Below are 26564 nucleotides of genomic sequence, written 5' to 3'. Positions count from 1 at the left end.
TGGTAGCCGTGCACTCGCTCGGAGGGCGCATCGCAGCCTGGACACACTGCCGCCGTCGCCCGGGTACGGACCGGCACGCGAATGACCTGGCCTTCCGCCGCCACATGGTCGACCACCACGGGAACCAACCGAGGGAACAACGTCTTCAAGGCCGATCGCGTTGCGGTCAGACGGGCGCACTGCGCCGAACGTCGACCGCAGCTCCGGCAGATTCCAGAGCCGCAGCGGCCTTATCTGCGATGTCCTTACGAGCTCGTTCGAGTACCGCTTGCGACGCACTGTCGACTAGATCTTTGGCTTCCTTAAGACCCAACGAGGTCAGCTCACGCACGACCTTGATGACTTGGATCTTCTTATCGCCGGCACCGGTGATGATTACGTCGAACTCGTCCTCTTCCTCAGCTGACTCGGCGGCCGAGGCACCCAGACCTGCAGCGCCAACAACGGCAGCCGGGGCGGCTGCGGTGACGTCGAACTTCTCCTCAAATGCCCTCACAAATTCGGCGAGGTCAATCAAGGTCATTTCCTCAAAGGTGCCCAGCAGCTCCCTGGTTTCAAGTGCATGTTCTGAACTTTCAGACCGCATTTCCGGTTGCCCAACCCTATCCAACAGACCTAGTTCCCGAGCCGAGTCGAAACATGCCACGTCAAGGGGTTCTAGGAAGCCAGGCTGCTTGTCGATGGCGAGCTGAAGCCGCCAGAGGACGCCCTGCACTCTGATGGCATGCCCCCTACCGAAGGACCGAAATACCTTTGTCGCGTGAGATTGGTAGCTATCTTCAATTCGCCTAACAAGGCTATGAAGTGCCGGCGGAGATGAAATCTCGAAGCCCATTTCCAATAGTCGCGCAATCTTTACTGCATCCGCCGAAAGAAGCGTGATTCTATCAGGCGTGTACACGTCGCTAGCAGCGGCGGGCACAGCACAACCCAAAGCCGTGCAATTATACTTAAGGGCAGCCAACAGAATGTGCCCTTTATTCACCTTGATGGGTAGTTCAATTACGCCGCCAGGATCCGATGCCGCGTACTCCACAGTTGCATATTCTGCCGCACCCACGCAGTCGTGTGCGACCAGCGCATCAATCTCTCCGACGGCCATCCCGTCCTCTTTGGCCAGATCCGTGGCGTGCCGCCTACTAGCACTTAGCGAATCCCCTTGGAAGGCGAACAGCCCAACGCTTTCTAGCGCTTGGACCACGGAAGCTTGCGTCGTTGTATCCATGCTGACCTCCAGCGCCTGATCCGCCTCAAGACCCTATAGCCTCGGATGCTATGCACACCAATCCGTAACTCAGATTCCAGATGGAAAGGTTGAAGAGCAGCGCTGCCACCACTTGCGTGCGTCGCCCTGGCAGGGAAAAAGCACATAGAGATACAAGCAAGAGTCCCATACTCACACCGAAGGCAAGCGACCCAATACCAACCTTGACAGTTACAGAGGAGGTCGCACCATTATTGAATGCGAAGACAAGACCAAGAACAACTCCTTGGACCGTGACTACGAGGGTGCCGGCCGTCACCATAGATTGAGCGGCACGTTCCGCGCTGGCGAATACATCAACAACAACAACACCCCCTTTAGCTTCGAGCTCTTCTGCATCGCGCATTGCGATCTTTACCCACCACTTTCGCGCCACCCAATAAAGTAGAATCAGACCGGTCAGAATTGCAGTCGCAACAATCAGACTTCCCTTCCCATGCAGGACTATTAGGAATGCTGTACTGATGCCCGCAATAACGGCCCCCAGGAAGGACGCCCACATCAATACGTGGCTCCAACCATCATGCGGCCGTTCACCTTCGACCACCGGCTGCCCAACAGGCGCATCCCCGGCCACCACCGCCTGCCCAACAGGCGCACCCCCGGCCACCACCGCCTGCCCAACAGGCGCACCCCCGGCCACCACCGCCTGCCCAACAGGCGCACCCCCGGCCACCACCGCCTGCCCAACAGGCGCACCCCCGGCCACCACCGCCTGCCCAACAGGCGCACCCCCGGCCACCACCGCCTGCCCAACAGGCGCACCCCCGGCCACCACCGCCTGCCCAACAGGCGCACCCCCGGCCACCACCGGCTGCCCAACAGGCGCACCCCCGGCCACGGAAGACGACCGGGCGTCCCGGCCAAAGCGCGGAAGACGGGGCACGGAACCTCCCGAGGAAGTTTGATGTTGAGCACGCATCATTCACACGTACCACTTCCATGCTGAACCACTGGCCAGATGATCACCACTCGGCAGTCCAGTGCCGTTGGGGTACCGCAAGTAGTTCTTCGTGGTCGAGGTGACCTGGCTGCGGTGTGGTAGCGGTCCGGGTATGCATCCTTGGGCGCGGCTGTCGGAGCAAGTGCAACTTGGGGTGCCCACCCGGTCATCGCGCAATCTCTAGATCACCGATACGACACGGGCAGAGTCCTCGGCATTGAGGCCGCGGTACAACAGATTGCTCGGGTTGTGTTGCTCGATGGCGCGGTGCATCGGCTGCCTCCTGCAGTGGCCGTGTCCGGTCGGGGATAAGTCGGACAGGCGTCCCAGCAGGACACCCTGGCCGGACTGGAGGATGTGGGCGGCCTCCAGCGGGATCCAGAAGCACTTGAAGTGCGTGGGCTCCTACTTCCCGTCGTGGTTCTCCTGGCTGGCCCACCGCTCCGGGATAGGCTCGGTCAGCTCCAGGTGGAAGACGTGCCGGTCCTGGAGCTCTGCCCGATACGGGGTCATGTCGTACTCGGTCTCGCCGAACTTCCGCACGATCTTGAAGTCCTTCAGGCCCGTCTCCTCGCCTGCTTCGCGCGGGGCCGCTGCTTCTGGCGTCTCGCCCTCGCGGATGCTGTCAGCCGGGACTGGGATGCCAACCTGCTCATAGGTGTAGTCGGTATGTCGGCACGACGCTGGGCAATGCCTACCAGCGTCGGCCAATGTTGATTGTCGGAGGCGAACCCGCCGATCTCCATGTCCAGGTAGGTGTCTAGAGCGAAGGTACGCAGTTTGATCACTGCATTCGCTTTGTGGTTTCCCGTAACCACGGTGGGAACCAGGTTGGGCGCCGCCTGAGCCGACCGGAGTGCTTCGATCGCGCCGGGCAGTGGTGTCCCGCTCCGCAGTATCTCGGGTACATGATGGGAAAGCTGCGCCGGCAACAAGTCCACCATCTCGGCCACCACCTGCGGTACCTCCTCCGCAGGGACCCCGTTGTCGAGTAGCAGGTAGCGGATCGCCAGGGGCATGGTCATCCCGGTTCCTCGCTCGGGAAGCTTCTTGGGAAAGCGCCCCAAGAGTTTCCTGAAGACCTCGCGATAGACCTGTCGATCGATGTTCCCTACGTATAGCAACGTCCGGCCGATGTCCCACAGCACCAGCGTGGTGTCGCTCACGATCTCAGACCTCCGCGATCGGCGTGATGGTCCGAGGAGGGGAAGCCCACACGCAGCACGATGAAGGCTTCGCCCGAAGCTCGGTGGCGACTCATGGGAGTGCGGGATCACCGCGCATGGCGGAGACTCCCCGCATCAATGGCGCTGACGAAGGCGGAGAAGCCAGCGCTGGTGAACAGCAAGACTGGGCCATCTGGGTTCTTGCTGTCGCGGATGGGAATCAACCCGGGTACGTCAGTTGTGATCTCAACGCAGTTGCCTGATCCTCCGCTGTGGGAGGATCTCCACCATCGGACGCCGTCGAGACTAGGCGCGCCTGGGCCGGTCTTGCCGTTCTTCACAGTTGCAGCTCCTCCATCTTGTGCTTGAGGTAATCGGACGTCTCGGCGGTGGTGAGCGATCTCTTCCACAACCCGTTGAACGTATCGTGGTACTGCGCGACTTCAGCCTCGTCGTCCAGGTATACGGAGCGGCGCATGAGTTCCACGCACACAACATCGCGTGCGGCAGCCGAGGGGAACTCCATGATCACGAATGACCCGGCAAGACCTGGATGCAGGCCGGCGGATTCGGGACTCATACGAAGGGCGATCTGTGGATGATCGGACGCCTCGATGAGCCGCTGCATCTGTCCGCGCATGACGCAGGCACCCGCTGTCGACGGCTGGAGCGCTCTCGCGTCGAGGAGAATCATGAGGTTGGCGCGAGGCGAGGCGTTTTCCCCGATGTCGGGCGTGCCCGGCTGCAGGATCCTGCGCTGACGCGAGAGCCGGATCTCGACAAGCCGCTTCACTTGTGCTGCCGTAAAATCCGGGCGCATGGCCGGGATGACTGCGTGTGCGTAGTCGGCGGTCTGAAGGATGCCGGGGATCAGCAGCGGTTCATAGGTCCGCTGTCCGACCGCTGCTGCTTCCAAGGCCAGGTAGTTGTCGAACGCGGTCGGGCTGAGGACATCAACGTGCCGCTTCCACCACTTCGGCTTGCGACGGAGGGAAGCGTCCAACCGGATCAGTTCGAGGATCTCAGCGTGGACTCCGGGCTCCGTGACGCCGTAGCAATCCAGCAGACGTTGAGCGGTCGGGGGCGTGATTCCACGCGTACCCCCCTCAATGCGGCTGAGCCCTCCTGAGTCCAGCTTGGCTCGAAACGCAGCCTCGCCCTGCAAAAGGCCGGCCTCTTCGCGGAGCTGAGCGAGCCGCGCTCCCAGCTGTGCCCGAACGATCGAGGGCGGGGGCGAGTTCGTCGACATGCCGACAGTGTGACGCTAGGGCCGTCACCCACACAACCAAAACAACGAGCAATTCTGCTAGTCCAGTTGCTAACACGGCGCTGCGGCGCGCATCCTAGCCATAGTCACGAAACGTGCGGCTTGTGTCGCCACACGTGGATGCCGTCCTGCCGTCCTGCTGCCCGCACTCTCCCAGGGAGGACCGCCGCAATGCGTCGCACGCTGTTCAGCCTCCTGCTTCAAGAGCGTCGTCTGTACAGCTGGGAGGCGTTTTGCGTCCATTTTGCGGCAGCGGCTGGGGAGTTGGTTCGGGAGACCGGACGACGTCGTCTGGCATCTGCGAGCGTAGCGCGTACGACGTTCGACCGATGGGCCTCGGGCGATTGGTACGGCCGCCCCAGGGCGGAGGCTGCGGAGATCCTCGAGCGCATGTTTGGGTACTCGGTCGATGTGCTCTTCAGCCCGGCCGCCGGAGCGGTCAGCATGACGAGGTCATCGAGCGAAGCCGCGGCGACGATCGGGCGCCGCTGGTCCACTTCGCGGCTCCTGCTTCCCACCTCCGAACCCGTAGGTATCTGGGAGTTGACTGGTCGGCAGACCTTGGACGGCACGGCTGCCGCAGTTCGCTTCCTTCCGGCATCCCGCCACGGGGAGAGAGTGGACCTTCAAGGGTCGGGAGAGGAAGAGCTCCAGGCGCTGGAGCAGTTCTTACGACCGGCGCGCCGAGGCTTTCTCGTGGGCGTCGAAGAGTTGGACAACGATCATCGCCTCTACATTCTTGATACGGCCCCTGTACGGCGTGCCGTGGAGCCTGCCGTGTCTGAGAAGGCGGTATCCATTCCCGCTGCGTATCTCTTGGATGACCTCACCTACGGCATCCTGTGGGCGCTTACACAGCTCGACGACGGCCTGTTGGCAGACGATCAGGCGCTCGATGCGGAATGGCGCGTGCTGGGCACCTACCTCGCTTTGCCACGATCGGCCCCAAGTCGACTGTTCCTGGACATGACCTCCGTTGGCACCAGTTGGATGGGATCGGCGTTCTGCGCTCAGCACATCCAGCAGCAGTTGCACGACGCCACCGAGGTTCCGATTTTCTGGACGCGTGAGCAGAGCGGCGAGGAAGCGGCGCCGTGGCTGTTCTTCCGGCACAAGATCGAGTACCTGCAGCGGCTGGAGCGGTTCAACGACAGCACCTCGCCGTCCTCCCGCGTGTTCTGTATCCCCGAGGCTTCGGTTGCCCGGAGTGAGCGGTACGAGCGCGTTCTGCTGTTCTTGGCCATCGCCCTCATGGAGCAGTACGGCATCCGAGTCCGCGTGATGGGGAAGCCGGAATACGCGGACGTCGACGGCGTGGCCCTGGTACCTGGCCAGCGGGCGGTGGTCGCGAACTGGGTGAGGGTTCGAGGTGAGGCGTTGTGGGCCGCCAGCACCACGACCAGTCGTGGGGACCTGCGGACCTACACTGCGGCGTTCGGCGACGCCCAGGACGCGGATGTGCTGTCGGGGCCTGACCCGGAGGCTCGCCTGAAGTCACTAGCGCAGTATCTGGACATCGACTGGGGGTGGCTGACCCGGCGCTGCCGCGAACTTGGCGAGCATGGTGTCTCGGGCTTGGTCCGGCCGCGAAGCCGCCTGCTGACCGTGGACGCTGTGGATGATGTCCTATCGTTCCTCGGCACGCTGGTCCCCGACCGATGAGCCCCACGCGTACGCGACCGCTCCGCCTCCGTTCCCCGAAAGGCCGCCCGTGCCCACCGCTTCTCCTGACTTGAACCGCACCGTCCTGGTGCTGACTCTCGGCGGGACCATCGCCATGACCCGTACCGACGCGACGCCGGGCGGTGTGAAGCCGCGCCTGTCGGGCGCCGATCTCGTGGCCGCAGCGCCGGCCTTGAAGGATGTCGCGGAGATCACCGTCGAGGACTTCCGGCAGATGCCAGGCGCATCGCTGACGATCAACGACATCGTTGCCCTCGTGGAACGGCTCACCACGGCTGACGCCGACGGCATCCACGGCGTTGTCGTTACCCAGGGTACGGACACCCTGGAGGAAACCGCGTTCCTGACTGACCTCTACTACCGGGGGAAAGCCCCCGTCGTCTTCACGGGAGCGATGCGCAACCCGGCGATTCCCGGCGCTGACGGCCCAGCGAACCTCCTCGCGGCAGCGCAGACGGCTGCTGCGCTCGACGCGCGTGGGCTCGGAGTGCTCGTCGTCCTGGGTGATGAGATCCACGCAGCCAGGTACGTCCGCAAGACGCACACCATCAGCACGGCCGCGTTCGCGTCCCCCGAGGCCGGCCCCATCGGGCACCTGGTGGAGGGAGTCCCCCGTATCCGTTGCTCCGTCGAGCCTGGTCCGACCGTACCGCTCCCGGACGCCCAGGTCCCGCGCGTCGAGGTGATCGCCGCCACGCTCGGCAGCGACGGGATCCTTCTCGAAGGGCTCGAAGACAAGGTCCACGGGCTGGTGATCGCCGCCTTCGGCGCCGGCCACGTACCGGAAACCTGGTGCGCCCGGCTCGAAGCCCTAGCTGACACGATGCCCGTAGTGCTCGCCTCTCGCATCGGGGTCGGGTCCGTCCTGGCCAGCACCTACGCCTTCCCGGGCTCGGAGAGCGACCTGCTGGGCCGCGGCCTTATCGGTGCGGGCGCCCTTGATCCCTACAAGGCCAGGCTCCTCCTCAGCGCACAGCTCGCAGCCGGCGGCTCCCGCGCAGATATCGAGAAGGCATTCGCAGCCCGCCGCTGAGCATCCCGACGACCAGAAGGATTCCCCACATCATGCGTTCCACCGAGATCACCACCGGCAGAAGCTTCGTCCTCGCGCTGGACCACGGCGAGGACTTCTTCGCCGGCCTTGCGCAGTTCTGTGCCGAACGGAATATCCGCTCGGGCTTCATCCCGTCCTTCGTCGGCGGCTTCAGCTCGGCGCGCCTGGTCGGAACCTGCAAGCCAATGGAGAACCCCGAAGCCCCCCTTTGGGACGAGATCACGGTCGAGACTCTCGAAGCACTGGGAGGCGGCACCCTCGCTTGGGACACCGAGCAGGACTGCCTGGCCCCCCACATCCATGTGGCCGCCGGGCTGAAAGGGGCCTCTGCAGACGGGCGGGTTTCTCACCTCCTCGGCGCCACCGTGCAGTTCATCTGCGAGATCCCCGTGGTGGAGACCGTGGGGGACGAAACCGGGCCCGCGCTGACGCGTCGGCGGGCCCCGGAGCTGTACGACGTGCCTCTGCTCGGCTTCGGCACGGCGCGCTGACGCCAGGAGGCAATAATGCGCAGGGCGACTCGCTTCCAGCAGCTGATCCAGGAACGGCATCTGCACATCTACGAGACGTTCTGCCTCCATTACAAGCGTGCCGCCAAGGAAGTGGCCCAGTTGGACGACAACCCTGGGCTCGCTTCCGTCTTCGTCTCCCGCTCAGCCTTCGACCGATGGGTGATCGGAGACATCAAGGGGCTGCCCCGGGCACCTACATGCAGGGTGTTGGGCCATCTCCTTGGAGAGCCTGCAGAGGTACTGTTCGGCCCCCCGGACCCGGCAGACGGGGCAGTGGTCGCTGGGGAGGCAAATGTCGTCCCCGTCATCCAGGAGGTCGGGAGCACCGGGTCGGCTATGGAGATATCGCCGCATCTCGCTGCCATGGACTCCTTCCGATTGGCAGACCGCCAGCTAGGCGGCGGGCATGTCTACCGATCGGTGATGCATTACCTTCGCACGGTGGTCGCCCCCGGGCTTTTCGGCACTGAGGAACAGCCGAGCGGCGAGCAGGCGTTCTGCGCGGCAGCCGTACTCACCGAAATGGCGGCCTGGATGGCCCACGACTCGGGCCGCGATGATCTGGCGCGCGGCCACTTCGCCGGAGCGCTGCGGCTCGGGCAGACAGTAACCGACGCCTCGGTCGCCGCCAATATCCTGGTCGGCATGAGTCATCTGGCGCTGCAGAGCGGCCACGCTGGTGAGGCCGCCGATCTGGCCCGCGGCGGTCTGGATCGCATCAGCAAGTCCTCCCCAGTGCCAATGCTTTCCTCCCGGCTCCACGCGATGGAGGCTCGGGCGCTCGCCCGGCTCGGCGACGCGACACATGCGCAGCGCGCCCTGGAGGCCGCCCACGAGGAACTCGGCCGTGCAGGCACGTCGATCGCTCCGGAATGGGTGGCCCCCTTCGACGAAGCCGCGCTATCGAGCGAGAGTGCATCCACGCTTCTTGACCTCGGCGTGCTACCGGCAGCGGCGCGCGAAGCGGAACGGGCGCTGGCCCTGCGAGATGCAGGACGGGCGCGCAGCCGGGTGTTCGGTCAGATCGCGCTGACCCAAATCCTCCTCGCCCAGGGTCATCTGGAGGCGGCCTGCGCCGTCGGAAACGACCTCTTGGGAGCGTGCCAGTCACTCGGCTCCCTGCGCATCAGTCACCAGCTCGCCGACTTGGGGCGGCAATTCACGCCCTATCGCAACGTCGGGGCCGTAGGTGATCTGCTCGACCGCATGGCCGTCGTCGCCCAGCACCGTAGATTGCTGCTCGCCAGTCTCGCTCTCCCGGAAGGTCCCCAGGCATGACCGCCGCACCCAAGCCGGGAGATCCCGGGCGCGATGCCTACCTCGCTGAGGGGAACGCGAGGCAGGCCCGGAAGCGGGTGGTCGCCGACGCCCTGATCAGGGACGACAGAGGACGTCTACTCCTGGTAAATCCCACGTACAAGGAAGGCTGGGATCTGCCCGGGGGCATGGCCGAGGCGAACGAGACGCCGCTGGAGACCGTTCGCCGGGAACTCCGCGAGGAGCTTGGCCTCAATGTCCACGTACGCGGTCTTCTCTGTGTCGACTGGGTAGCGCCGCACGGCCCCTGGGACGACCTTCTCGGGTTCGTATTCGACGCCGGTGACCTGTCGTCGGAGCGGGTTGCGCAGCTGTCCACCCAGGACGACGAACTGTCGGAACACCGCTTCTTCGACATCGATGAGGCTTTGCGGCTTCTCCCCACCCGGCAGCGTGCGCGCGCCGAGCAGGCGCTCCGGGCCCTGGACGACGGGCTGCCGCGCTACCTTCAGAATGGGGCTCCTCCTTGGTGAGCGGTGAACGATCACCTCTGACAGCGCTGGCGGCGGGCACCTCTTTCCCAATCGGACCACCGGGGGATCTAGACAATCCGGGCCTGATCGTCGAGCACGACTGGGCGGCATTCGCCGGGCTGGACCGGATGGTCGACCACTGGGCGCGCCCCGATTGGGCACAGGGACAGCATCATTTCTACTGGCTGATCACCGGCTTCGGCTCGCCACTACTAGCCAGCCGAACGGCTGAGTGCCAGGCACAGCTGGACCATCTGGGCATGGATCCCATCCCAGCCGACGGTCTGCACATCACTGTCGTCAAGGTAGGTTCATCCTCCCAGATCGGGCCGTCGCTTCTGGATCGGCTTGGGGAGGCTGCTGCTGGCCTGGCAGTGAAGCCTTTCCACCTGCTGGCCCACCCTCTGGCTGGCTCCCGAGGCGCGGTGCGCTACACCCTCACGCCATGGAAGCCGCTGGTGGCGCTGCACGCCGCCCTGGCCGACCTTGGCCAGCGCATTGGAGTTCCTGGCGGGCCTCCAACATCTGATTACAGGCCGCATCTCGGAGTTGCCTACAACCCGCGTCCCCGTCCGGCCACGCCCGTCGTAGATGCCGTGCGGGAGTTGCGACATACGTCGGCTGTGCCACTGTTTGTTACATCGGTTGATCTGGTGCAGATCAGTAGAAAAGGTGCGGCCTACCGCTGGGACGTGATCAAAACCGTGCCCCTCATCGGGTGAGTCGCCGCTCACCCCTCTCGCTCTACTCAATGGCGCTGGAGTTGAGGCACTTGAGCCGATGCACTCACCTGGCGAGCCGGAAGTCACGAGAGCATGGCGATCGCGCGCTGAGCGACGTGCACGTAGGTTCACACGCGCATGTCGGCAACGGGAAAGCCTCCGGAAATTCCTTGTAAGCCGATTCGCATATGCGCGAACACGTCCTCGACCTGGGCGAGTTCATCCTCAGAGAGGGGCGCACCAAGGCAGCTGAAGTACCGATCGACGTGCTGTTCATCGGCGACACCCACGGTCACGACCGCGTTGGCGGCCCTCTGAAGGCACGAGCGAAGGGCCAGGCGCACCAGCGTTCCGGGAGCGCGCCCGAACAGATCAGCCAGTTCTTCCAGTCCGCCGGCAATCACGGCGGCTGCCAAGTCCGCGTGGTGACTGCCGCAAATCCGAAGGGCCGCCAATTCCGCTGGGCTACGGCTTCCGGTAAGGAGCCCATGCGCCAACGGGGAAGCGAGCACAAGGCCCACCCCATGTCGCGCAGTGAACGCACACAGGTCTTCCCCTCCTTCCAGGACCGCAGGAGGGAGCAGACCGTTGGCCTGCGTCCAGACAACGTCTGGCCTGATCAGGTCAAATAGTTCACGGAAGCGGTGGACAGTCGGCATGGGGTCAGTGGAGGTGGGGCCTCGGAGACCGACGGCCTTAATCTGCCCGAGTTCTCGCATAGCGTGCATCTGCTCAACCGCAGAGTCGAGATACCGGTCTCCTGGGCCGAAGTCGTAGGAGTCCAGGGTGTAAACGGCCAGTTCCTCTAGGTACAGATTCTCCAACGTCTGCTCGAGCTGGTGCCGGACCCGGGGGCCGGCGTACGGGTGCACCGCCGAGCCGCGCAAGCTTCCAAACTTGCTAGCGACCTGAACATGGTGGCCGCGATACTCCCGGAGCACTTTGCCGATCAGCCGCTCAGCGTGCCCGTCACCGTGGCTGTCGGCGGTATCCACAAAGGATGCTCCCAGCTCCACCGCGCGCCGCAGCCCATCAAGTACCTGCCCGTCGTCCAGCAGGCTCGACGAAGGGGAGATCCACCGCGAGGTGCCACTGCCGATGCCCAGGGGGTGGAGAAGGAGATCCCTGCACAGGCGCCGTGGGGGAAGATCAGGAAGGATCATCGGCGCTTACCCGGCCGCTTGGTGGAGGAAGACTGCGATGACGATCTTGCCCGTGCTGGACGCCAGCACTCCCCAGGCCGTCGCCAAACTGTCCACCAGAAAAAGCCCACGACCGCCTTCCGCTTGCTCATCAGTGACCTTCGGCGGGTCGGGGACGGCCCCGGCGTCGGCACCACCGTCACTGACTTGCACTGTGGCTCCCCACACGTACAGGTCGAGCGCGATCCCCATCTCGCCGGCCGCCCCCGCGTGCTGATAGGCGTTGCCAACCAGTTCGTCGGCCGCCAGGGTCACGTCATCCACCCAGTCTTGATTGGCGATCCCCGAGAGGGCGTCACGCACTAAACCGCGTGCGGCTCGCTGCGGAGCCGCGAAACCGGTGAGGTCGATGGCGGCGTGCGCGAGAGGTTCGCCGTGGCGGCCCGAAGCACACGTCGAGCTGGTGGTAGGGATGAGCATGGGCAGCACCCTCGTCTCCTTGCTGCATTCGAGACGCCCAGGGGCGTGGACCAACAAGGTCCTGATGAACACGGTGGACCATTCGACGACCCCAGCGGTACCGAAACTGGCCCCCACTTCTCCCCACTTTCCTTGGCCAGTTGCACTCGCTCCCCGCGAGTGGAGAAACGGGCATAGGTCGGCTTCTGTTGCACAGCTCGAAAGTGGGTTCGGTAGACGATGGTGCCGGGGAGCATCTCCCGCCACACAACGCCAACGGTCAAGAGCAATGCCTGATTGAGGGGAGAAGCCGGTCGCGCGAGCTACGACTGACATGGTGCTGATGTTCGCCGCAGTGCGAGCGGATTTGGATTCGACTTCGATCTGGGTCGATTTACCGCAGCGGGCACGGCCTGTCAACCGGTTCAGGTGAAGTGGGGTGAAGTGGGGCGCCACTGGAACGCCCAGTCGTACTGCTACCTCTGTGCAGATTATGTCTGCAGGTGATGTCCAAATTCTCCCTTGATGTCTGCTTGGGGTTGCGCCATAGGTGCTCTCTTCGCCGTGGTCGGCTCGGTGAAGTGGGGAGAAGTGGGGACCGTTTCGGCTACCGAACGACACAGCTGAACGGCGACGCTGGTCCTCACGACTTCTACCCGGCCCGAGGAAACGCCTCGGTCGGCACTTGCTCCCTACCGGAAAGCAGTTCAGATCAGGGGACCTGTCAATGGGCTAACGCTGAGGGAACTTCGTGGACTTGCGCACCCGGCTGTGAGCCACCCCGTCCTCGCAGTCGGGCGCGGAGGTCCGCGCATCCACCCCCACTGGCCCTCGGAATAGGAGATGACGACGTGAACGGCGAGGGTTCGCTGTGGCCAGACATCCAATTAGAACTGCTGCATTGCAAGCGGGCCGATGAGAACGCTTTGTCAGTGCAGGTTCGGAGTCATGTCGAGGTGCAACGTTTCTTCGTCGCCCTGGAGATGCCATCTCCCGGGTTTGTGGTGGTCTCCCGCTGCAGGCCCCGAGAGCCAGCCGAGTTCATGGATGGTGCCGTGTCCTGTGACGAGCCGTGGCGCGCGTTGGCTAACCAGCTCTTCCCCCCACCACATTGCTTGACGGAGCTGTCCATGAAACTCGCCGCCGCTCTCTGGCGGGTCCGCCCGGGCGATCGCCCTCGCCCGGCCGCCCTGACCGGGGGTCTGCACTGGGATGTTCTGTCATTGAACCAAAAGCTCGACCTGCTCGCGCTTGAGTCGATGCAGGTTCGAGGAGTGTTAGTGGGGCCGGTTCTGAGTTGCACCGTGCACGGCTTGGTGCACATCCCAGTGACGCCCTGGACGGGTTTTCCGCTGGGCCCTGGGCTGTCGGTGCGGCCGTTCGACACGTCCTGCCCGAGTGATGGCTGGTCGTACCCCGACTGTGCCGGCCGGATGTGGCTGCTGCCGCCGCGACCGGAGGACGAGGTCGTGCTCACGGACTTCGTGGAGGTCTCCCACGCGATCCATCTCACGCGGTGCGGAACTTCCTGATGGCCCTGTCCATTTCCGCTGCCCTCCTGCTCCTGGTCACCGTCTTGATCCTGGTGCGGAAGGGCGGTCTGAAGGCCGGCCATGCCATCGTCTGCGCGTTACTGGGCTTCTACCTGGCCAGTTCCTCACTCGCGCCGACCATCCGCGATCTCACGAACAACATCGCACGCGCGATCGGCAAGTTCGACCCCTAAGACCGGCCGCCGGGGTGCAAACGACCGCCTCGGGCCGCACGGCCACCCCCAGCCGTGAAGGCCCGCAGGTTGCGCCCCGGTGGCCCGCATCCACCCACTGTCCCGGATTAGGAGATGACGACGTGAACGGCGAGGGTTCGCTGTGGCCGGACATCCGTCTGGCGCTGCTGCGCTGTAAGCGAGCCGACGATGAGGCTCGCGCAGGCGGAGAGCCGACAACCGCAGCCGAGGTGGCGGCGATTGTCGCTGTCGACAGAGCGAACACCGCAGTGTTGGCTGGAATTCTCCAGCAGTACGGATGGCCCGGTGTCTCCCTTGTCGGGGAGGAGGCTGCGGAGGCGGCGTGGATCATCGCCCAGCACGCCGACGCAGACCGTGAATTCCAGCGGTGGGCCCTTCTGTTGCTTTCCGGGGCCGCGAAGCTGGGAGAAGCCTCGCTGAAGCATTTGGCGTACCTGACCGACCGGTGTCGCATGCATGCCGGGCAGCCCCAGGTGTACGGCACGCAGTACCGGATGCGGGACGGGCAGCTGGTCCTGCACCGGGTGGAGGATCCCGAGCGGCTGGACGTCCGTCGCAGGAGGGTGGGGTTGGGGCCCTTCGCCGAGTACGACGCCCGGATCCGGGGCGGAGCCGGCTTGCTGATTCGGAGGCCGCAGTGGTGAGCGCGGTTCCTTCCGCGCACGCCGCCGCCGTGTCTCCTGGCATGGGCCTGGAGGGCGTGGGTGGCATCCGGCTGGGACGGGTCATCGGGGCACACTTCCGGGACGGTAGGCCGTTCCGCGTCGGTGACGGCTAAGGCCCGTGTTCCGAGGCCCTGTTCCTTCGCTGCCCACCTGCTGAAGATCCGATCTGGTCAGCCCGTCCCGGGCTGTCAACTGGCCAGGTCTGCGCGCGGCTCCTTTCCCCTGACGACCACCGCCGTTCCCGAGGATGCTGATGTCTGACCGCTTGTCTCCTTCCGTTCCTGCCGAGCACCGCCACGGCCGGCGGCGAGGTATGTCTTCTGCCGGCGGCCCGATGACTGAGCAGGGCCTTCGGTCAGGGCTGCGGATCCTCTCGGCGGTGCGTGCCGTGTCGGTGATGGCGTGGCTGTGTGCGGCGTGGGTGGTGCACGTCCTCGCGGGGCTCCCGCGGGAATGGACCGCGGTGGTGGCCGCGCTGGGGTGCGGCGTGGTGGTGTTCGCCGGTGATCGCGGAGCCATCTCGGCGGCACGGGCCATCGGGGAACACCTTGACCGCGAACTGGCTCGGCAGCGGACCGAATACCAAGAGAGCCAGAAGAGGACGGGCGAATGGCTCCTGTACTACGAGTCGGTGGTCACCGACGGGCGCAAGGGCATCGCCTGGATGCTGGAGCAGATCAATCGCGGCGAGTGTCCTTCCGTCCCTGACCTGGCCGTGGCGGAAGGCCGAACCGGTGACGTGTTCGCCGACTTCGCGACCGTCCTTCGCCAGGTGAAAGACGAGGCGCTTCAGGCCGTCGCTGCTGCCGCTGCGCGACAGCAGCCCCCTGGTGAGCCCGCAGACAATGCTGCTGCCGGGCCCGATGCGACGGGGCGCATCGGGCCTGAGCAGGCTGAGGTGCTGGTGTACATCGCTCAGCGCCTGCACACCCTGGTCAGCCGGACACTGGCGGCGCTGTCGGCTCTGGAGAACGTCGTGGAGGATCCCGATCTCCTGCACGGCGTGTTCGTCATCGATCATCTGGTGACCCAGACCCGGCGCGCGGTGGAGAGCCTGGCGGTGCTCGGCGGCAAGACACCACGTCTGGTCATCAAGCCGATTTTGGTGTCGACGGTGTTGCGCCAGTCGGTCGCGGAGATCGAGCAGTACAAGCGGGTCCGGGTACCTCACTCGCGGCTGGAGTTGGCTCTGCCGGGATATGCGGGGCCCGACGTGATCCATTTGCTGGCCGAACTGGTCGAGAACGGCACTAGGTTCTCCCCGGGGACGACGCAGGTGCTGATGCGGGCAAGTGAAGTGCATGCGGGCCTGGCCATCGAGGTCGAGGACCGCGGCAACGTGCCAATGTCGCCGCAGAAGATGGCGCAGATGAACCGGTTGCTGGCCGCTCCGGAGGACGTGAACCTGCGCGACCAGTTGAAGTCCGGGCAGATCGGCTTGCTGGTCGCCGCGCGGCTCGCGCAGCGGCACCGCATCAAGATCGAACTGCGGCCGAATCTTCTCGGCGGCACGCAGGCGCTCGTCGTCCTGCCCCACAGTCTGCTCGTCGCACCTGAGCGGCCGAAGCCGCTAGCACCGCAGTCGGGCCCTGCCGGGGCCGTCCTGACCGCGGAGGCTTCCGGATCGGGCGCGATGGTCAGCCCTTCCCTGCCTGATGAGCCAGCCCCTGCCGCGACACCAACTGCACGACCCGGTCAAAGGGACACGTTGGTGGCCGAGCCGGACGCTGCCCGGCTGCCACAGCGTCGCAGGAACACAGGCTCACCAGGGGAACCCAACGTCGGGCCCGCTGCGGAACACGGCACGCAGCACGCCAGCAGGCCGGCTCTTCCGCAGAGAAGCGCCGCGCCTCAGACGGCGGATCCACTAGCTCCCACCACGCGGCACGGCGCAGCAACACCGGCCCGTCCGGCTACTGCGGGCTTGATGGCCAGCTACACCGCCGGTGTCCGTCGCGGCGTCGAGGAGACCGACCCCCACCCGCCACAACCCAGTGGTTCCGCGGACTGACGCCGGACACCACGGCACCTATCGACTCGGGCTCGGCCCCCCACGCCGAGGCCCCCCACCTACGGAGATTGTGATGACCAACAGTACGACTGCGAACGACACGGGCCTCGGGTGGCTGCTGGAGGACTTCGTCCGGCGGGTTCCCGGAACGGACAGCGCCATCCTGGCCTCGCGTGACGGACTGAAGCTGTCGTTCGCGGGAGTGACGACGAACCAGGCAGACAAGACGGCCGCGCTGATGTCCGGCCTGCACTCCCTGTCCCGGGGCATCGGTGAGATCAACGATTCCCCCGAGGGGCACGTGCGGCAGGTAGTCATCGAGCACGACGCCGCGTTCATGTTCGTGATGAGCGTCGACGGCCTCCCCGAGCAGACCTTGCGGGAACTCGGCGCTGATCCCAGGACGGCCAGCACGCTCCTGGGGGTGCTGGCCGGGCCGAAGGCGGACGCGGGCATGGTCGGATACGAGATGGCGATCCTGCTCAAGAGCGTCGCCGAGCACCTGGTGATTCCCACCCGCCACAGCGACGCGCCCTCCGGCGACGGCCAGTGAGATGGCGGCCCTCGATCAAGGCGCGTGGAGCGACGAGGACGAGCAGGACGTTCGCCCCTACGCGGTCACCGGCGGACGGACCCGGCCCCGGCACACGATGCGCCTGGTCTCCTTGCTGGCGGCAGGACGCACGCCGCCTCCCGGCGGCCTCGGCCCGGAGGCCGAGCAGGCCCTCGCACTGTGCCGCCGCGAGCGGCGGTCGGTCGCCGAGATCGCCGCGACGCTCCAGCAGCCCGTCCAGGTCACCAAGATCGTTCTGTCGGATCTGATCGATTCCGGCGCGCTGATTATCGCGGTGCCCGACACCGTCTCTGACCCCGCCAACAACCCGCAGGTCCTGGAGGCAGTCCTTGCCGGCCTACGCCACAAATTCCCCGATGTCGCCTGACCACGCCCCCGCCACGGTCCCGGTCCTGCTGAAGATCGTGGTCGCGGGCGGATTCGGGGTCGGCAAGACCACCCTGGTCCGAGCGGTCAGCGAGATCCCCCCGCTGACCACGGAGGAGTACCTGACCACCGCCAGCAGCAGCACCGACAACCTGGACGGAGTAGCGGCCAAGACCACCACGACGGTGTCCATGGACTTCGGCCGCGTCACCTTCGACGAGCCGCAGCCCATGGTGCTGTATCTGTTCGGCACACCGGGCCAGGAGCGGTTCCTGTTCACCTGGGACGACCTGTCCCACGGGGCCATCGGCGCGGTCGTCCTGGCAGACACCCGCCGGCTGCAGGACAGCTTCACCGCAGTCAGCTACTTCGAGAAACACCGCCGACCGTTCGTGGTGGCGGTCAACCAGTTCGACGGCGCCTACGACTACACCTCCGGCGAAGTCCGCCAGGCCCTGGAACTGCCAGAGGACGTCCCCGTTCTGCTGTGCGACGCCCGCGACACCCGCTCCGCAGTCTCCGTGCTGATCACCCTGGTCCGATACGCCCTGTCCACCGCCCGGAACAACCAACCCGCCACTGCTCTGGGAGCCCACACATGACCGTCTTCGATGCCGAATCCAGCCTCTACGTCCCCTCCGCCGACCCTGGACGCGCGCAGCGGATCAAGGTGCTCGACGACCTCGGGCTCGGTGCTCCCGACCCGGAGTTCGACGCGTTCGCGGCCGAACTCGCCCAGGAAGCCGGTCTGCCCTACGGCATGGTCAACCTGTTCAAGGACCGGCAGCTCTTCGCCGGCCTGTACTGCTCACCGGAGGGCGACTTCCCCGAGGTGGACCGGAGCATGCCGCTGGACCACGGCTACTGCCCGGCCACCATCGAACGCGAGGCGCCGCTGGTCCTTCCCGACGTCCTGGACTCCCCCCGGTTCGCCAGCAATCCCGTGGTCGACAAGATCGGAATCCGCACCTACGCCGGGGCCAAGCTCGTCCACGAGCCCACCGGCACCGTGCTGGGGACCGTGTGCGTCGTGGGCACCCTCGAACTCCCCCGCGCATCCGGCAAGCCGATGCTCGCGCTCATCAAGGCCCGCCGGGACGCACTCATGGAACTCATCCACCAGCGCACACCCCACGTACCGCAGTAGCGGAAAGCCTCTGCCGGGCGAGCCGGCAGACGCCCGAGAGGCAGGGGAAGAGGAATGTCCGCCGCGTCATATCTGACAAAAGAACACGAGCGCCTTCGCCAGCAGGTGAGGGCCTTCGCACAGGCCGAAGTCGCGCCTAGCGTGGAGCAGATGGAATCCTCCGCGTCCGTTGAACGTGAGCTGTCAGCATTGATCGCCAAACAGGGGTGGATCGGGGTGACCATCGACGCCTCGCACGGCGGGATGGGCGCCGGCCACCTGGCCAAGACCCTCATCATCGAAGAACTCTCGCGCGTCAGCGGCGCCATGGGCGCCATAGCGCAGGCGTCCATGCTCGGCACCGCCAAAATCATCCACTTCGGGAGCGAGGAGCAGAAACGGAACTGGCTGCCCCGGATCGCCGACGGATCATGCCTGCCCACCATCGCGGTGACCGAGCCCGGATCCGGCGGCCACGTCCTCGGCATGCAGGCCAGAGCCCGGCGCAAAGGCAAGGACTACGTGCTCACCGGCCGCAAGGTCTACGTCGGCAACAGCCACCTCGGCGACCTGCACGGCATCGTCGTGCGCACCGGACGCGGCTCCAAGGGCCTGTCCGCGTTCCTCGTCGAAGCCGACCGACCCGGCTTCTCCCTCACCCCCCACCGGCGGGCCATGGGCCTGCACGGCTTCTCCTTCGGCGAGATCGTCCTGGACCGTTGCCGAATACCGGCCGCCAACCTGGTCGGGGACATCGGCGACGGCCTGGCCATCGCCTACTCCTCCAGCATCCTGTATGGCAGACCTAACCTCACCGCCGTAGCCCTCGGCCTCCACCAGGCCATCATCGAAGAGACCACGAGCTTCGTGCTGGAACGCAAACGGTACGGCGGCCCGCTGGCCGACCTCCCCACGATCCAGCACAAGGTTGGACAGATGCAGTCCCGGCTCATGACCGCGCAGCTGGCCGCTTACCACGCCGTGCACCTGCTCGATCAGGGCCAGCCTTGTGACGAGGACCTGATCAACGCCAAACACCTCAACGTCGAAGCGTCAAACGACTCCGCTCGCACCGCGATGGAAATCCACGCGGCCGCCGGCCTGCAAACCGACCGAGCGCTCGAACGCCTCGTCCGCGACGCTTTCCACACCTACGCACCCGCCGGAACCGGCGACATCCAGCTGCACCGCCTCGCACAGAAGGCTTTGGGAGCCTCCCGCGGCCAGTGGTCACAACGCCTTGCCCCCGCGACCACCGCCTCGCCAGGGACGCGCGGCCACAGCCCCGGCCGACTGACATGGCCGTCCACGAGTCCCGAACACCTCTGAACCAGCCCTCCACGCCCTCGACTTAGTCCGTTCCTTCATCCCACCGTCGAAAGGCCCACGCGGCATGACCGAAACGATCACCGCACTGAACTGGAACCTGGAGAAGGGCATCAACCTGGAGGCGGGCGCCCGCTGGATCCGGGAGCAGCGTCCCGACCTCTTCTTCCAGCAGGAGGTGCAGCCGGGCCAGCTCGCCCAGCTGGCAGATCTGCTCGACATGGACGGCTACGTCGCCGTTCCCCTGCCGGGCAGCTCGAACGACAACGCGATCTTCGTTCGCCGTGGCGGGCCGCTGGTGTTCACGGAGGACTATCCGCAGGCCTGGGCACCGTGGCACGCCCCGGCGAACATCGCCGTCCGGCTCCGCGACCCCGACGGCACTCTCAGCCCTCGGCAGATCAGTTGCGTCAGCGTGCACACCTGCTACTGGTCGCCCGAAATCCGGCTGAACGAAGCACGCTGGTGCACAACCCTCGCCAAACCCGGCTGGCTGGCCGTGCTGTTCGGCGACTGGAATAGCTACCGCGTCGGCACGGACATCACGTGGCAGAGCTACGCGGACGACGCCTTCGTCGCCAACCGCACGTACGAAGAGAACGGCCGTCGGCACACCGACGTCCGTCCCGACCGCGAACTGCTGGCCGCCGGCTACATCGAGATGGCCCGCCACGCGGCCGAGCACCTTCAACAGCCCGACGCCACGGCCGCCAGCTCCGGCTACCGCGACCACCCCGGCCGACCCTCCGGTGCCCGGTACTGCATCGACCGCGGCTACGTCAGCCCCGAGCTCGCCCCTGCCCTGAACAGCTACGCCGTCTGCGACACCCCACAGCTGCGGCGCCTGTCTGACCACCTCCCCCTCCGCGCCGCCTTCGACCACGCACGACTGCGAACGGTCCTGCACAGCACCCCCGCGATGTACCGGCCGCACGACGAACGCCCCAACTCCCGTGACAGCCAAGGAGCACCTCGCGCATGAGCACCGTCACCCTCCTCTGCTGGAACTTCGAGAACAACGGCAAGAGCGACTCCCGCCGTCGACGCGCCGGCGACGAGAAGCTGAAAGCGTTGAACCCGGACATCGTCTTTCGCCAGGAACTCTGGGATGCCGACGCCAACGGACGCACGATCTTCAACGACCAGGCCCGCGCGCTCCGCCTGCAGGGCGTCCTCGGTGAGAGCTCCTGCACGGCCGTCTTCTTCAACCCGGCGAAGTTCTCCGTCGTCCGGGACTGGTCGCAGAGCCGAGGACCACACTGGGTCCTCCCGCCCACCGCCCTCACGCTCCGCTACGAGGACGCTGGCCCCGAGGCCCTTCCCTTCAACGCCGTCTCCTACCACCTCAACTACGCCAGTGCCACGCAACGGCTTCTGGAGAGCGAGTGGCTGACCACGTGGGCGGACAAGGGATGGAGCACGGCCGACGGCACCCATGTCACGCTGCCCGCGTTCCTCGCCGGCGACAACAATTCTTACCCGACACCCGGCGGTCCGGGTGATCCGGCCCTGCCGGACCTCGCCTCCATCAAGAACGAACCGCATCGCCTGCACCGCTCCTACGCCGGGCCGTCCGGCACCCAAGTACCGGACACCCGCCCCGACGCCGCTTTCCGCATGGCTGGGCTCAAGGACGTAGCGCTCTACTGGGCGACCGCCCCGCACGGCGCCCCGGCCGCGCTCTCCCGCACCGTCAACGCCTGCGACACCCACGGGCCGGACAGCCGGGTCGACCGCGCCTACCTCACCCCCGAGCTGCTGCCCGCAGTATTGGGATTCGAGGTGATCGAAGTCGACGAAGACCTCTCCGACCACCACATCCTGCGCTTCACCCTCGACAGCGACCAGTTCGCCGGCGTCCTTGCCCGAGGGGCCACCGGGGAGCCGGGGTGACCAGTCGCTCTCAGCACCACCTCGGCCGACGCCGACGCTGTCGGCCGAGGGTCGCGCCGGTCGGCACAGGAGACGGCTCGGGAACCTGGTCCCTGACCTGGTCCGGCCTTCCAGTAGTGACGCGCCTCATGCTTCGCCGCTGCGGGGGCCGCGCGTCGAACTGCCGCACGAACCGAAGCAGCCCGGTCTGCTCCCACCTAGGGCTCCTCCAGGCACAAATGCGATGGGCGGCGTGATGACGGGTCTGAAGGCAGAACACCACAGCCGCAACGAGGTGTTACTCAAGCACCTGGACTACCTGGATTGGTCCATCAGCGGCTTCGCGCGCCGAATCAAGGAGCGGTGCGAGGCGATGGGCCTGCCCTACACGGTGAGCCCGAGCACCGTATCCCGATGGTGCAAGGGCGCCATTCCCAGCGCGGAACTCGCGGCCGCCGCCTGCCACGTCCTGTCCGCGGCGCTGCACCACCACGTCACACCCGAGAGCTTGGGCTGGCCGTCGGACACTGCACTGGTCGCGACGCAATCGCTGGAGTACCGGGATGTCGCCCATGCCGTGCGGATGCTGTCGAGGCTGTGGGCTTTGGACTCCATGCGGCGACGCAGCGTCGTCAAGAGCGCGTTCTCGGCGAGCGTGTTCGGGCCCGCCTCGCGCGAAGCGCTCGTCATGCCACCGGACACCGTCATCGGCGGTCGTGGACTGCACAAGGTCACCGCAGCGGACATCGACCTGCTCGACGAACAGACCCAGCTGTACGGGAAGCTGGACTCCCAGCACGGCGGAGGCAAGTTCCGTGGCGTGTTCGCCTCCTTGATGGACACGCACGCCACGCCGATGCTGAACGGGACCTTCTCCGCACGGACCGGGCGGCGGTTGTACGGCAGCGTGGCGGACGCGGTGCTCGCGATGGCGTCGATGGCCTATGACGATCAGCTTCCGGGCCTGGCCCAGCGCTATGACCTCCAGGCGATGCGCCTGGCACAGGCCATCGGCGACCGCGCCCGCATCACTCGCGTGCATATCCACCAGGCCCGGCTGGCCGCCACCCAGGGTGGCGGAGACGATGTTCTGGCCCACGCCCGGAGCGCGGTCCTGGCGGCCGATGGCGCGCCGCCGTTGGTGAGGGCGTACGCCTGCGTGACCGAGGCCCGGGCGTGGGCACTCAACGGCCACCCCGACCACGTCATGGCCGCAGTGAAGCGGGCCCGGGAATTCTTCAGCCGTGCACACCCGTCAGCCGGCCCTTCCTGGCTTGAGTGGTTCGACCGCCGCGAGCTGGAAGGGCAGGCCGCCTGGGCGTTCGCGGTGGCCGGGCTCGCCGAGCACGGGGTGCAGGCGCTGAAGGAGGCGTCGGCGTTTTCCTCGGGCGGCACCCGTGACACCGTTGAGCTCCTGATCACGGAGGCCGAACTGGCGCGGCTGTGCGGGAATGTAGCCGAGCACTCGGCCGTGGCCCGGCGTGCGTCCCAGCTCTCCCAGCATCTGATGAGCAGAAGGCTCGCAGAGCGCATAAGCCGGCTAGCAGGAGGCCAGCCGCTCCACGACTTCTGAGCGTCCCGGACCGCTACGGCCTCGAAGAGGGCGAGTACGAAGGATCGGGGCTCCCGGCTGCACGGCCCGGTGAGGGACTGGTGCGCATGGGAGACGGTGAGGCGTACACCGGGAGCGTCGCACATTACTTTCCGTCGCGGAGTCTTGATCTCTGCTGCCGGGCTTTTACAAACTACCGCTGGCCTGTTGGAAATAGCAGCCGATAAATCGGATGCGCTCTAAAGGAACCACCGTGGTGCGGAGAGTTGAAGGAGCCGCAGCACTCCCGCCCATCTGCCGTGTGCAGCGTGGCTGACAGTTGATAGTCCGGATGAACGCCATCGTCACCGATGGCCATAGCGAAAGTCAGCTCCAGGACGTCTCCGGTGGTGACCGACAGCGGGGTTTGGAACAGTGGGAAGTAGATCGAAGCCCAATTACTCGTCATTCGCAGCACATCGAGTGGCTCTTCGTCAGGTAGGCACCATAGTTGGAGCCAGGTCAGCACACCGTCAATCCTGCCCGGCCGCTTGATCTCCAATCGCGTTGTTGTCTGTTGCCTGGTCCGGAGCTTGCCGTTGAAGTCGAGTTCCTCAATCGCTGCGCTCTCGGAGAGCAGCGCATCTGGCGGCGCGTTTTCGACCCGGAGGCGCACGTCGAACGGTGCTCCGTTCCAGTTGAAAATGCTCTGCAGGTACTTGACAGATGAAGCGGAGAACGCCACGGGCTGCTCAGCGAATAGGTCGGAGAGGCAAACTGCCGCAGCCTGAGTCACCGCCCGGTGCGGCACAATCACTCCCTCCGGTACTAGGTGCCTGCGTTTCGCGTCGTCCAGAACGACTGCAGCGCCCTCGGCGCTCGCCAGTGAGCCGATTATCTCGGCTACGCATACGTCGACTCTGGGCGCGAACTCTACCTTGGTTGATTCGCCGCAGAGTAAAGTGACCCGGTCTTGCAAACCGTAAGCATGCAGATTCGCCGCTGCCTTATGAAATGAGTCCGCGATGACCTCCACGGCCAGTACCTGCCGGGCGCCCGCCTGCACGCTCTCTCGTGCCCAGAGAACGTCTTGTCCGGTCCCGAGGTCCAGGACGCGCTTGCCTGGCGCCAGCTGAGCCAGTGCTGCGCGGAACCGCTTGTTGCGTTCCTCGTCAGTCGTCATTGTCGTGTAAAGAAACGGGTCATAGATGGGATACTCCCCGATGCTAGGCCACAGAGCAGTCCGATCTCCTTGCTCGGGTTCAGAATTCACCAGCACCCGCAGGGTTTGTCCGTTTACTTCAATCTCTTCGATCACTAGCGTTTGCCACCTCTCCATATCTCAATGCGGCATATTCTTCGAAGTGCCAGCCGCGCCGCATCGACGCTCACAGGCCGGCGGATGCGTATGTCCAGCTGATCTTGGTGCGGACGTCGAGAGGCAGGCGCTCCCGGACTGTGTCGGTCTTGGGCCGGGTGCCGATGTACAGCCAGCCCAGTAGCTGCTCCTCATCGCCGATTCCGAGGTGCTTGCGGACCTGTGGCGCTTCGACGGCCGTGCCGGTGCGCCAGATCGAGCTCCAGCCGCAGCTGTCCAGCAGCAACGACAGCGTGGCGACCATAGCCGCGGTGGCGGCCAGTTGTTCCCACGCGGGCACCTTCGGGTGGTCGGGCACGGGACAGTGCACGATCGACAGGAGCAGCGGCGCGCGGAGCGGCTTCGCGGCGGCGCGGTGGGCCTGGTCCGGTGTTGCCGCGGCCTCGCTGAGCACGTGGCCGAGGCGGACACGCTCGTCTCCGGTCACCGGAATCAGCCGCCAGGGCCGCAATCTCCCGTGATCGGGAGCAGTGGCGGCAGCCTGTACAAGGTGCTCCAGTTCCTCGCGCCGGGGCGCGGGTGTGGTCAACCGGGCGGCGCTGCGCCGCGTGAGGACCGCGTCCAGGACCGGGGCCGAGACCGCGGTCATCCGGTGACCTCCCGAGTTCGCTCGTGCGCCGGGTCGCCTGCCGGTGCTGGCGAGGTCATCCTCGGGTCACGGCCCGCCAGGCGGCTCAGCACCGGAGCGGTTGCCGCGGTGGTGACCACCGCCATCACCACCAGGAGGGTGAACGTCTGCTCCGTGATGACGCCGATCTGGCGGCCGATGCCGAGCACGACGAGTTCGGTCAGGCCTCGGCAGTTCATCAGCGTGCCGACCGCGGCCGACCACCGCCAGTCGGAGCCGGTAAGTCGCGCCGCGCCGGCCGCCCCGCCCCACTTGCCGACGACGGCGACCGTCAGGATCGCCGTTCCCCAGCCCCACTGTCCCGCCGGGAGGTTGGAGAGGTTGGTGTGCAGGCCGGTGTCCACGAAGTACAGCGGGAGCAGGACGGGCAGGAACACGGCGCGGATGCGGGCGGCGCTGCGCTCGACGGCTGGCAGGCCGCGGGGTGCCACGGCTCCGAACAAGAAGGCGCCGAAGGCCGGGTGGACGCCGATCCTGTCAGTGGCGTAGGCGGTGAGGCACAACCCGGCGAACAGCACCACCAGCACGAGGTCGTCGGAGGTACGGCCGGCGCGCTTCAGCAGCGCGAGCAGCACCGGGCGCAGGAGGGTGAGAGCGGCCATGAGGACGGCGGCCCAGGCGAGGGTGGTCAGGGCGGACAGCGCCGTCCCCGCGGTGCACAGGGCGACGACGGCGGTAAGCAGGCACCAGGCGAGGGCGTCATCCACGGCGGCACAGGCCATGACGAATGTGCCAAGGCGCGTGGTCTCCACGCCTCGGTCGGCGAGGATGCGCGCGAGGACGGGGAACGCGGTGATGCTCAGCGCGACGGCGACGAACAGGGTGAACGGCAGGCGTCCCACACCGGGCGGTGCCAGGTGCGGGTACATGGCCGAGGCGAGAGCGGTGCCCAGGGCCAGGGGCAGCAGGAGGCTGCCGAGGCTGACAGCGACGACCGCGCGTCTGGTGGTGCGCAAGGAGCGGAGGTCGAGTTCGAGGCCGATCAGGAACAGGAATGCGAGGAGGGGGATGTTACCCAGTGCCGAGGTGACCGGGAGGACCGAGGGCGGCAGGAGGTGGTGCTGGACGCCGGGGGCAAGCCAGCCGAGAAGGGAGGGGCCGAGCAGGATCCCGGCCAGGATCTCGCCGATGACGGGTGGCTGGCCGATCAGCCGAACGGCGCGGCCGCCGGCCTGGCAGGCCAGCACCACGGCCGGGACGGCAAGGAGCAGGGGCAGCAGTGGGTCGGACACGGGAGCTCCTGGGTGCGAGGGCGGGATGGCTGCGGGTCCGGTGCGCTCAACCGCCGGACAGCGGAGGAGTGCGGGCACTGTGCGGCCCGGGGCCGTACGGGGAGCG

General features: G+C 66.2%; 29 protein-coding genes. 18 read left to right on the top strand and 11 right to left on the bottom strand.

Annotation, left to right across the window (positions count from 1 at the left end; translation table 11 throughout):
- Nucleotides 1–166: 166 nt before the first annotated feature.
- The 6 genes from rplL to OG607_RS42095 form a co-directional block, all read right to left on the bottom strand.
- On the bottom strand, nucleotides 167–586 hold the full coding sequence (gene rplL, locus OG607_RS42120; RefSeq protein ID WP_405737430.1) for a 50S ribosomal protein L7/L12: 420 nt from the start codon (nucleotides 584–586) through the stop codon (nucleotides 167–169).
- A 664-nt stretch (nucleotides 587–1250) separates the two neighbouring features.
- Nucleotides 1251–1874: a hypothetical protein gene (locus OG607_RS42115; protein WP_405735143.1), complete on the bottom strand. Its 624-nt coding sequence runs from the start codon at nucleotides 1872–1874 to the stop codon at nucleotides 1251–1253.
- 738 nt (nucleotides 1875–2612) lie between these two features.
- A complete protein-coding gene (locus OG607_RS42110; RefSeq protein ID WP_405737428.1) occupies nucleotides 2613–2828 on the bottom strand; it encodes an NUDIX domain-containing protein in 216 nt (71 codons plus the stop codon).
- Complete coding sequence (locus OG607_RS42105; protein WP_405737523.1) at nucleotides 2765–3373, bottom strand: HAD family hydrolase; 609 nt, start codon at nucleotides 3371–3373, stop codon at nucleotides 2765–2767. Before OG607_RS42105 ends, OG607_RS42110 begins: the two co-directional genes overlap by 64 nt.
- Nucleotides 3374–3480: 107 nt before the next feature.
- Entirely contained in the window at nucleotides 3481–3714 is a 234-nt protein-coding gene (locus OG607_RS42100) for a DUF397 domain-containing protein (RefSeq protein ID WP_405735141.1), read from the bottom strand.
- Nucleotides 3711–4622 (bottom strand): helix-turn-helix domain-containing protein, encoded by a 912-nt coding sequence (locus OG607_RS42095; RefSeq protein WP_405735139.1) that lies wholly within the window; start codon nucleotides 4620–4622, stop codon nucleotides 3711–3713. The genes OG607_RS42100 and OG607_RS42095 overlap by 4 nt, the downstream gene beginning before the upstream one ends.
- Before the next feature lie 189 nt (nucleotides 4623–4811).
- Here OG607_RS42095 and OG607_RS42090 point away from each other — a divergent pair, with 189 nt between their 5' ends.
- From OG607_RS42090 to OG607_RS42065, 6 genes are all read left to right on the top strand, one after another.
- Nucleotides 4812–6302: a hypothetical protein gene (locus OG607_RS42090; protein ID WP_405735138.1), complete on the top strand. Its 1491-nt coding sequence runs from the start codon at nucleotides 4812–4814 to the stop codon at nucleotides 6300–6302.
- A gap of 70 nt (nucleotides 6303–6372) precedes the next feature.
- On the top strand, nucleotides 6373–7356 hold the full coding sequence (locus tag OG607_RS42085) for an asparaginase (protein ID WP_405735136.1): 984 nt from the start codon (nucleotides 6373–6375) through the stop codon (nucleotides 7354–7356).
- A 32-nt stretch (nucleotides 7357–7388) separates the two neighbouring features.
- Nucleotides 7389–7868: a PPC domain-containing DNA-binding protein gene (locus tag OG607_RS42080; protein WP_405735134.1), complete on the top strand. Its 480-nt coding sequence runs from the start codon at nucleotides 7389–7391 to the stop codon at nucleotides 7866–7868.
- Between the two features lie 15 nt (nucleotides 7869–7883).
- Entirely contained in the window at nucleotides 7884–9167 is a 1284-nt protein-coding gene (locus OG607_RS42075; protein WP_405735132.1) for a hypothetical protein, read from the top strand.
- The gene (locus tag OG607_RS42070) at nucleotides 9164–9679 is read left to right on the top strand and encodes an NUDIX domain-containing protein (RefSeq protein WP_405735130.1); all 516 of its coding nucleotides are present in this window, start codon (nucleotides 9164–9166) and stop codon (nucleotides 9677–9679) included. The genes OG607_RS42075 and OG607_RS42070 overlap by 4 nt, the downstream gene beginning before the upstream one ends.
- Nucleotides 9676–10401, top strand: a complete 726-nt coding sequence (locus OG607_RS42065) for a 2'-5' RNA ligase family protein (protein ID WP_405735129.1) — start codon at nucleotides 9676–9678, stop codon at nucleotides 10399–10401. Before OG607_RS42070 ends, OG607_RS42065 begins: the two co-directional genes overlap by 4 nt.
- 128 nt (nucleotides 10402–10529) lie before the next feature.
- On the opposite strand, the gene OG607_RS42060 is transcribed toward OG607_RS42065, so the two are convergent.
- Both OG607_RS42060 and OG607_RS42055 read right to left on the bottom strand, forming a co-directional pair.
- Nucleotides 10530–11564: an aldo/keto reductase gene (locus OG607_RS42060; RefSeq protein WP_405735127.1), complete on the bottom strand. Its 1035-nt coding sequence runs from the start codon at nucleotides 11562–11564 to the stop codon at nucleotides 10530–10532.
- Between the two features lie 6 nt (nucleotides 11565–11570).
- Entirely contained in the window at nucleotides 11571–12023 is a 453-nt protein-coding gene (locus OG607_RS42055; protein WP_405737426.1) for an ATP-binding protein, read from the bottom strand.
- 830 nt (nucleotides 12024–12853) lie between these two features.
- Between OG607_RS42055 and OG607_RS42050 the strand changes: the two genes are divergently transcribed.
- The 12 genes from OG607_RS42050 (at nucleotide 12854) to OG607_RS41995 (ending at nucleotide 23262) form a co-directional block, all read left to right on the top strand.
- Nucleotides 12854–13534, top strand: coding sequence for a hypothetical protein (locus OG607_RS42050; RefSeq protein ID WP_405735125.1), 681 nt, complete (start codon nucleotides 12854–12856; stop codon nucleotides 13532–13534).
- Complete coding sequence (locus OG607_RS42045) at nucleotides 13534–13728, top strand: hypothetical protein (protein ID WP_405735123.1); 195 nt, start codon at nucleotides 13534–13536, stop codon at nucleotides 13726–13728. The genes OG607_RS42050 and OG607_RS42045 overlap by 1 nt, the downstream gene beginning before the upstream one ends.
- A gap of 122 nt (nucleotides 13729–13850) precedes the next feature.
- A complete protein-coding gene (locus tag OG607_RS42040; RefSeq protein ID WP_405735121.1) occupies nucleotides 13851–14393 on the top strand; it encodes a DUF6624 domain-containing protein in 543 nt (180 codons plus the stop codon).
- A gap of 355 nt (nucleotides 14394–14748) precedes the next feature.
- A complete protein-coding gene (locus OG607_RS42035) occupies nucleotides 14749–16425 on the top strand; it encodes an ATP-binding protein (protein WP_405735119.1) in 1677 nt (558 codons plus the stop codon).
- A gap of 73 nt (nucleotides 16426–16498) precedes the next feature.
- Nucleotides 16499–16978 carry a roadblock/LC7 domain-containing protein gene (locus OG607_RS42030; protein ID WP_405735117.1) on the top strand — a complete coding sequence of 160 codons (480 nt, stop codon included), beginning with the start codon at nucleotides 16499–16501 and terminating at the stop codon, nucleotides 16976–16978.
- A 1-nt stretch (nucleotide 16979) separates the two neighbouring features.
- Nucleotides 16980–17366 carry a DUF742 domain-containing protein gene (locus OG607_RS42025; protein WP_405735115.1) on the top strand — a complete coding sequence of 129 codons (387 nt, stop codon included), beginning with the start codon at nucleotides 16980–16982 and terminating at the stop codon, nucleotides 17364–17366.
- Complete coding sequence (locus OG607_RS42020; RefSeq protein ID WP_405735113.1) at nucleotides 17356–17967, top strand: GTP-binding protein; 612 nt, start codon at nucleotides 17356–17358, stop codon at nucleotides 17965–17967. The genes OG607_RS42025 and OG607_RS42020 overlap by 11 nt, the downstream gene beginning before the upstream one ends.
- Nucleotides 17964–18512, top strand: a complete 549-nt coding sequence (locus tag OG607_RS42015; RefSeq protein ID WP_405735110.1) for a GAF domain-containing protein — start codon at nucleotides 17964–17966, stop codon at nucleotides 18510–18512. The genes OG607_RS42020 and OG607_RS42015 overlap by 4 nt, the downstream gene beginning before the upstream one ends.
- A 54-nt stretch (nucleotides 18513–18566) precedes the next feature.
- Complete coding sequence (locus OG607_RS42010) at nucleotides 18567–19820, top strand: acyl-CoA dehydrogenase family protein (protein WP_405735108.1); 1254 nt, start codon at nucleotides 18567–18569, stop codon at nucleotides 19818–19820.
- Nucleotides 19821–19884: 64 nt separating this feature from the next.
- Nucleotides 19885–20799 carry an endonuclease/exonuclease/phosphatase family protein gene (locus OG607_RS42005; protein ID WP_405735106.1) on the top strand — a complete coding sequence of 305 codons (915 nt, stop codon included), beginning with the start codon at nucleotides 19885–19887 and terminating at the stop codon, nucleotides 20797–20799.
- Nucleotides 20796–21710, top strand: a complete 915-nt coding sequence (locus tag OG607_RS42000) for an endonuclease/exonuclease/phosphatase family protein (RefSeq protein ID WP_405735104.1) — start codon at nucleotides 20796–20798, stop codon at nucleotides 21708–21710. The genes OG607_RS42005 and OG607_RS42000 overlap by 4 nt, the downstream gene beginning before the upstream one ends.
- 223 nt (nucleotides 21711–21933) lie before the next feature.
- On the top strand, nucleotides 21934–23262 hold the full coding sequence (locus OG607_RS41995) for a transcriptional regulator (RefSeq protein ID WP_405735102.1): 1329 nt from the start codon (nucleotides 21934–21936) through the stop codon (nucleotides 23260–23262).
- Nucleotides 23263–23434: 172 nt separating this feature from the next.
- On the opposite strand, the gene OG607_RS41990 is transcribed toward OG607_RS41995, so the two are convergent.
- Genes OG607_RS41990 through OG607_RS41980 form a run of 3 tightly spaced genes read right to left on the bottom strand, consistent with a single transcriptional unit; the run spans nucleotide 23435 to nucleotide 26458 of the window.
- Nucleotides 23435–24559 (bottom strand): class I SAM-dependent methyltransferase, encoded by a 1125-nt coding sequence (locus OG607_RS41990; RefSeq protein WP_405735100.1) that lies wholly within the window; start codon nucleotides 24557–24559, stop codon nucleotides 23435–23437.
- A 49-nt stretch (nucleotides 24560–24608) separates the two neighbouring features.
- Nucleotides 24609–25187, bottom strand: a complete 579-nt coding sequence (locus OG607_RS41985; protein WP_405735098.1) for a nitroreductase — start codon at nucleotides 25185–25187, stop codon at nucleotides 24609–24611.
- The gene (locus tag OG607_RS41980; RefSeq protein WP_405735096.1) at nucleotides 25184–26458 is read right to left on the bottom strand and encodes a cation:proton antiporter; all 1275 of its coding nucleotides are present in this window, start codon (nucleotides 26456–26458) and stop codon (nucleotides 25184–25186) included. The genes OG607_RS41985 and OG607_RS41980 overlap by 4 nt, the downstream gene beginning before the upstream one ends.
- Nucleotides 26459–26564 lie beyond the last annotated feature (106 nt).

Origin of the sequence: Streptomyces sp. NBC_01537 (assembly GCF_045040445.1) — a bacterium.
Taxonomy (GTDB): domain Bacteria; phylum Actinomycetota; class Actinomycetes; order Streptomycetales; family Streptomycetaceae; genus Actinacidiphila.
Note: the sequence above shows the minus strand (reverse complement) of the source record. Positions and strands in the feature narration are given on the sequence as shown.

Coding starts and splice junctions, on each gene's coding strand:
- rplL (WP_405737430.1), bottom strand. CDS start 586: ATGCGGTCTGAAAGTTCAGAACATGCACTTGAAACCAGGGAGCTGCTG.
- OG607_RS42095 (WP_405735139.1), bottom strand. CDS start 4,622: ATGTCGACGAACTCGCCCCCGCCCTCGATCGTTCGGGCACAGCTGGGA.
- OG607_RS42090 (WP_405735138.1), top strand. CDS start 4,812: ATGCGTCGCACGCTGTTCAGCCTCCTGCTTCAAGAGCGTCGTCTGTAC.
- OG607_RS42080 (WP_405735134.1), top strand. CDS start 7,389: ATGCGTTCCACCGAGATCACCACCGGCAGAAGCTTCGTCCTCGCGCTG.
- OG607_RS42075 (WP_405735132.1), top strand. CDS start 7,884: ATGCGCAGGGCGACTCGCTTCCAGCAGCTGATCCAGGAACGGCATCTG.
- OG607_RS42070 (WP_405735130.1), top strand. CDS start 9,164: ATGACCGCCGCACCCAAGCCGGGAGATCCCGGGCGCGATGCCTACCTC.
- OG607_RS42060 (WP_405735127.1), bottom strand. CDS start 11,564: ATGATCCTTCCTGATCTTCCCCCACGGCGCCTGTGCAGGGATCTCCTT.
- OG607_RS42055 (WP_405737426.1), bottom strand. CDS start 12,023: ATGCTCATCCCTACCACCAGCTCGACGTGTGCTTCGGGCCGCCACGGC.
- OG607_RS42045 (WP_405735123.1), top strand. CDS start 13,534: ATGGCCCTGTCCATTTCCGCTGCCCTCCTGCTCCTGGTCACCGTCTTG.
- OG607_RS42035 (WP_405735119.1), top strand. CDS start 14,749: ATGACTGAGCAGGGCCTTCGGTCAGGGCTGCGGATCCTCTCGGCGGTG.
- OG607_RS42030 (WP_405735117.1), top strand. CDS start 16,499: ATGACCAACAGTACGACTGCGAACGACACGGGCCTCGGGTGGCTGCTG.
- OG607_RS42025 (WP_405735115.1), top strand. CDS start 16,980: ATGGCGGCCCTCGATCAAGGCGCGTGGAGCGACGAGGACGAGCAGGAC.
- OG607_RS42020 (WP_405735113.1), top strand. CDS start 17,356: ATGTCGCCTGACCACGCCCCCGCCACGGTCCCGGTCCTGCTGAAGATC.
- OG607_RS42015 (WP_405735110.1), top strand. CDS start 17,964: ATGACCGTCTTCGATGCCGAATCCAGCCTCTACGTCCCCTCCGCCGAC.
- OG607_RS42010 (WP_405735108.1), top strand. CDS start 18,567: ATGTCCGCCGCGTCATATCTGACAAAAGAACACGAGCGCCTTCGCCAG.
- OG607_RS42005 (WP_405735106.1), top strand. CDS start 19,885: ATGACCGAAACGATCACCGCACTGAACTGGAACCTGGAGAAGGGCATC.
- OG607_RS42000 (WP_405735104.1), top strand. CDS start 20,796: ATGAGCACCGTCACCCTCCTCTGCTGGAACTTCGAGAACAACGGCAAG.
- OG607_RS41995 (WP_405735102.1), top strand. CDS start 21,934: ATGGGCGGCGTGATGACGGGTCTGAAGGCAGAACACCACAGCCGCAAC.
- OG607_RS41990 (WP_405735100.1), bottom strand. CDS start 24,559: ATGGAGAGGTGGCAAACGCTAGTGATCGAAGAGATTGAAGTAAACGGA.
- OG607_RS41985 (WP_405735098.1), bottom strand. CDS start 25,187: ATGACCGCGGTCTCGGCCCCGGTCCTGGACGCGGTCCTCACGCGGCGC.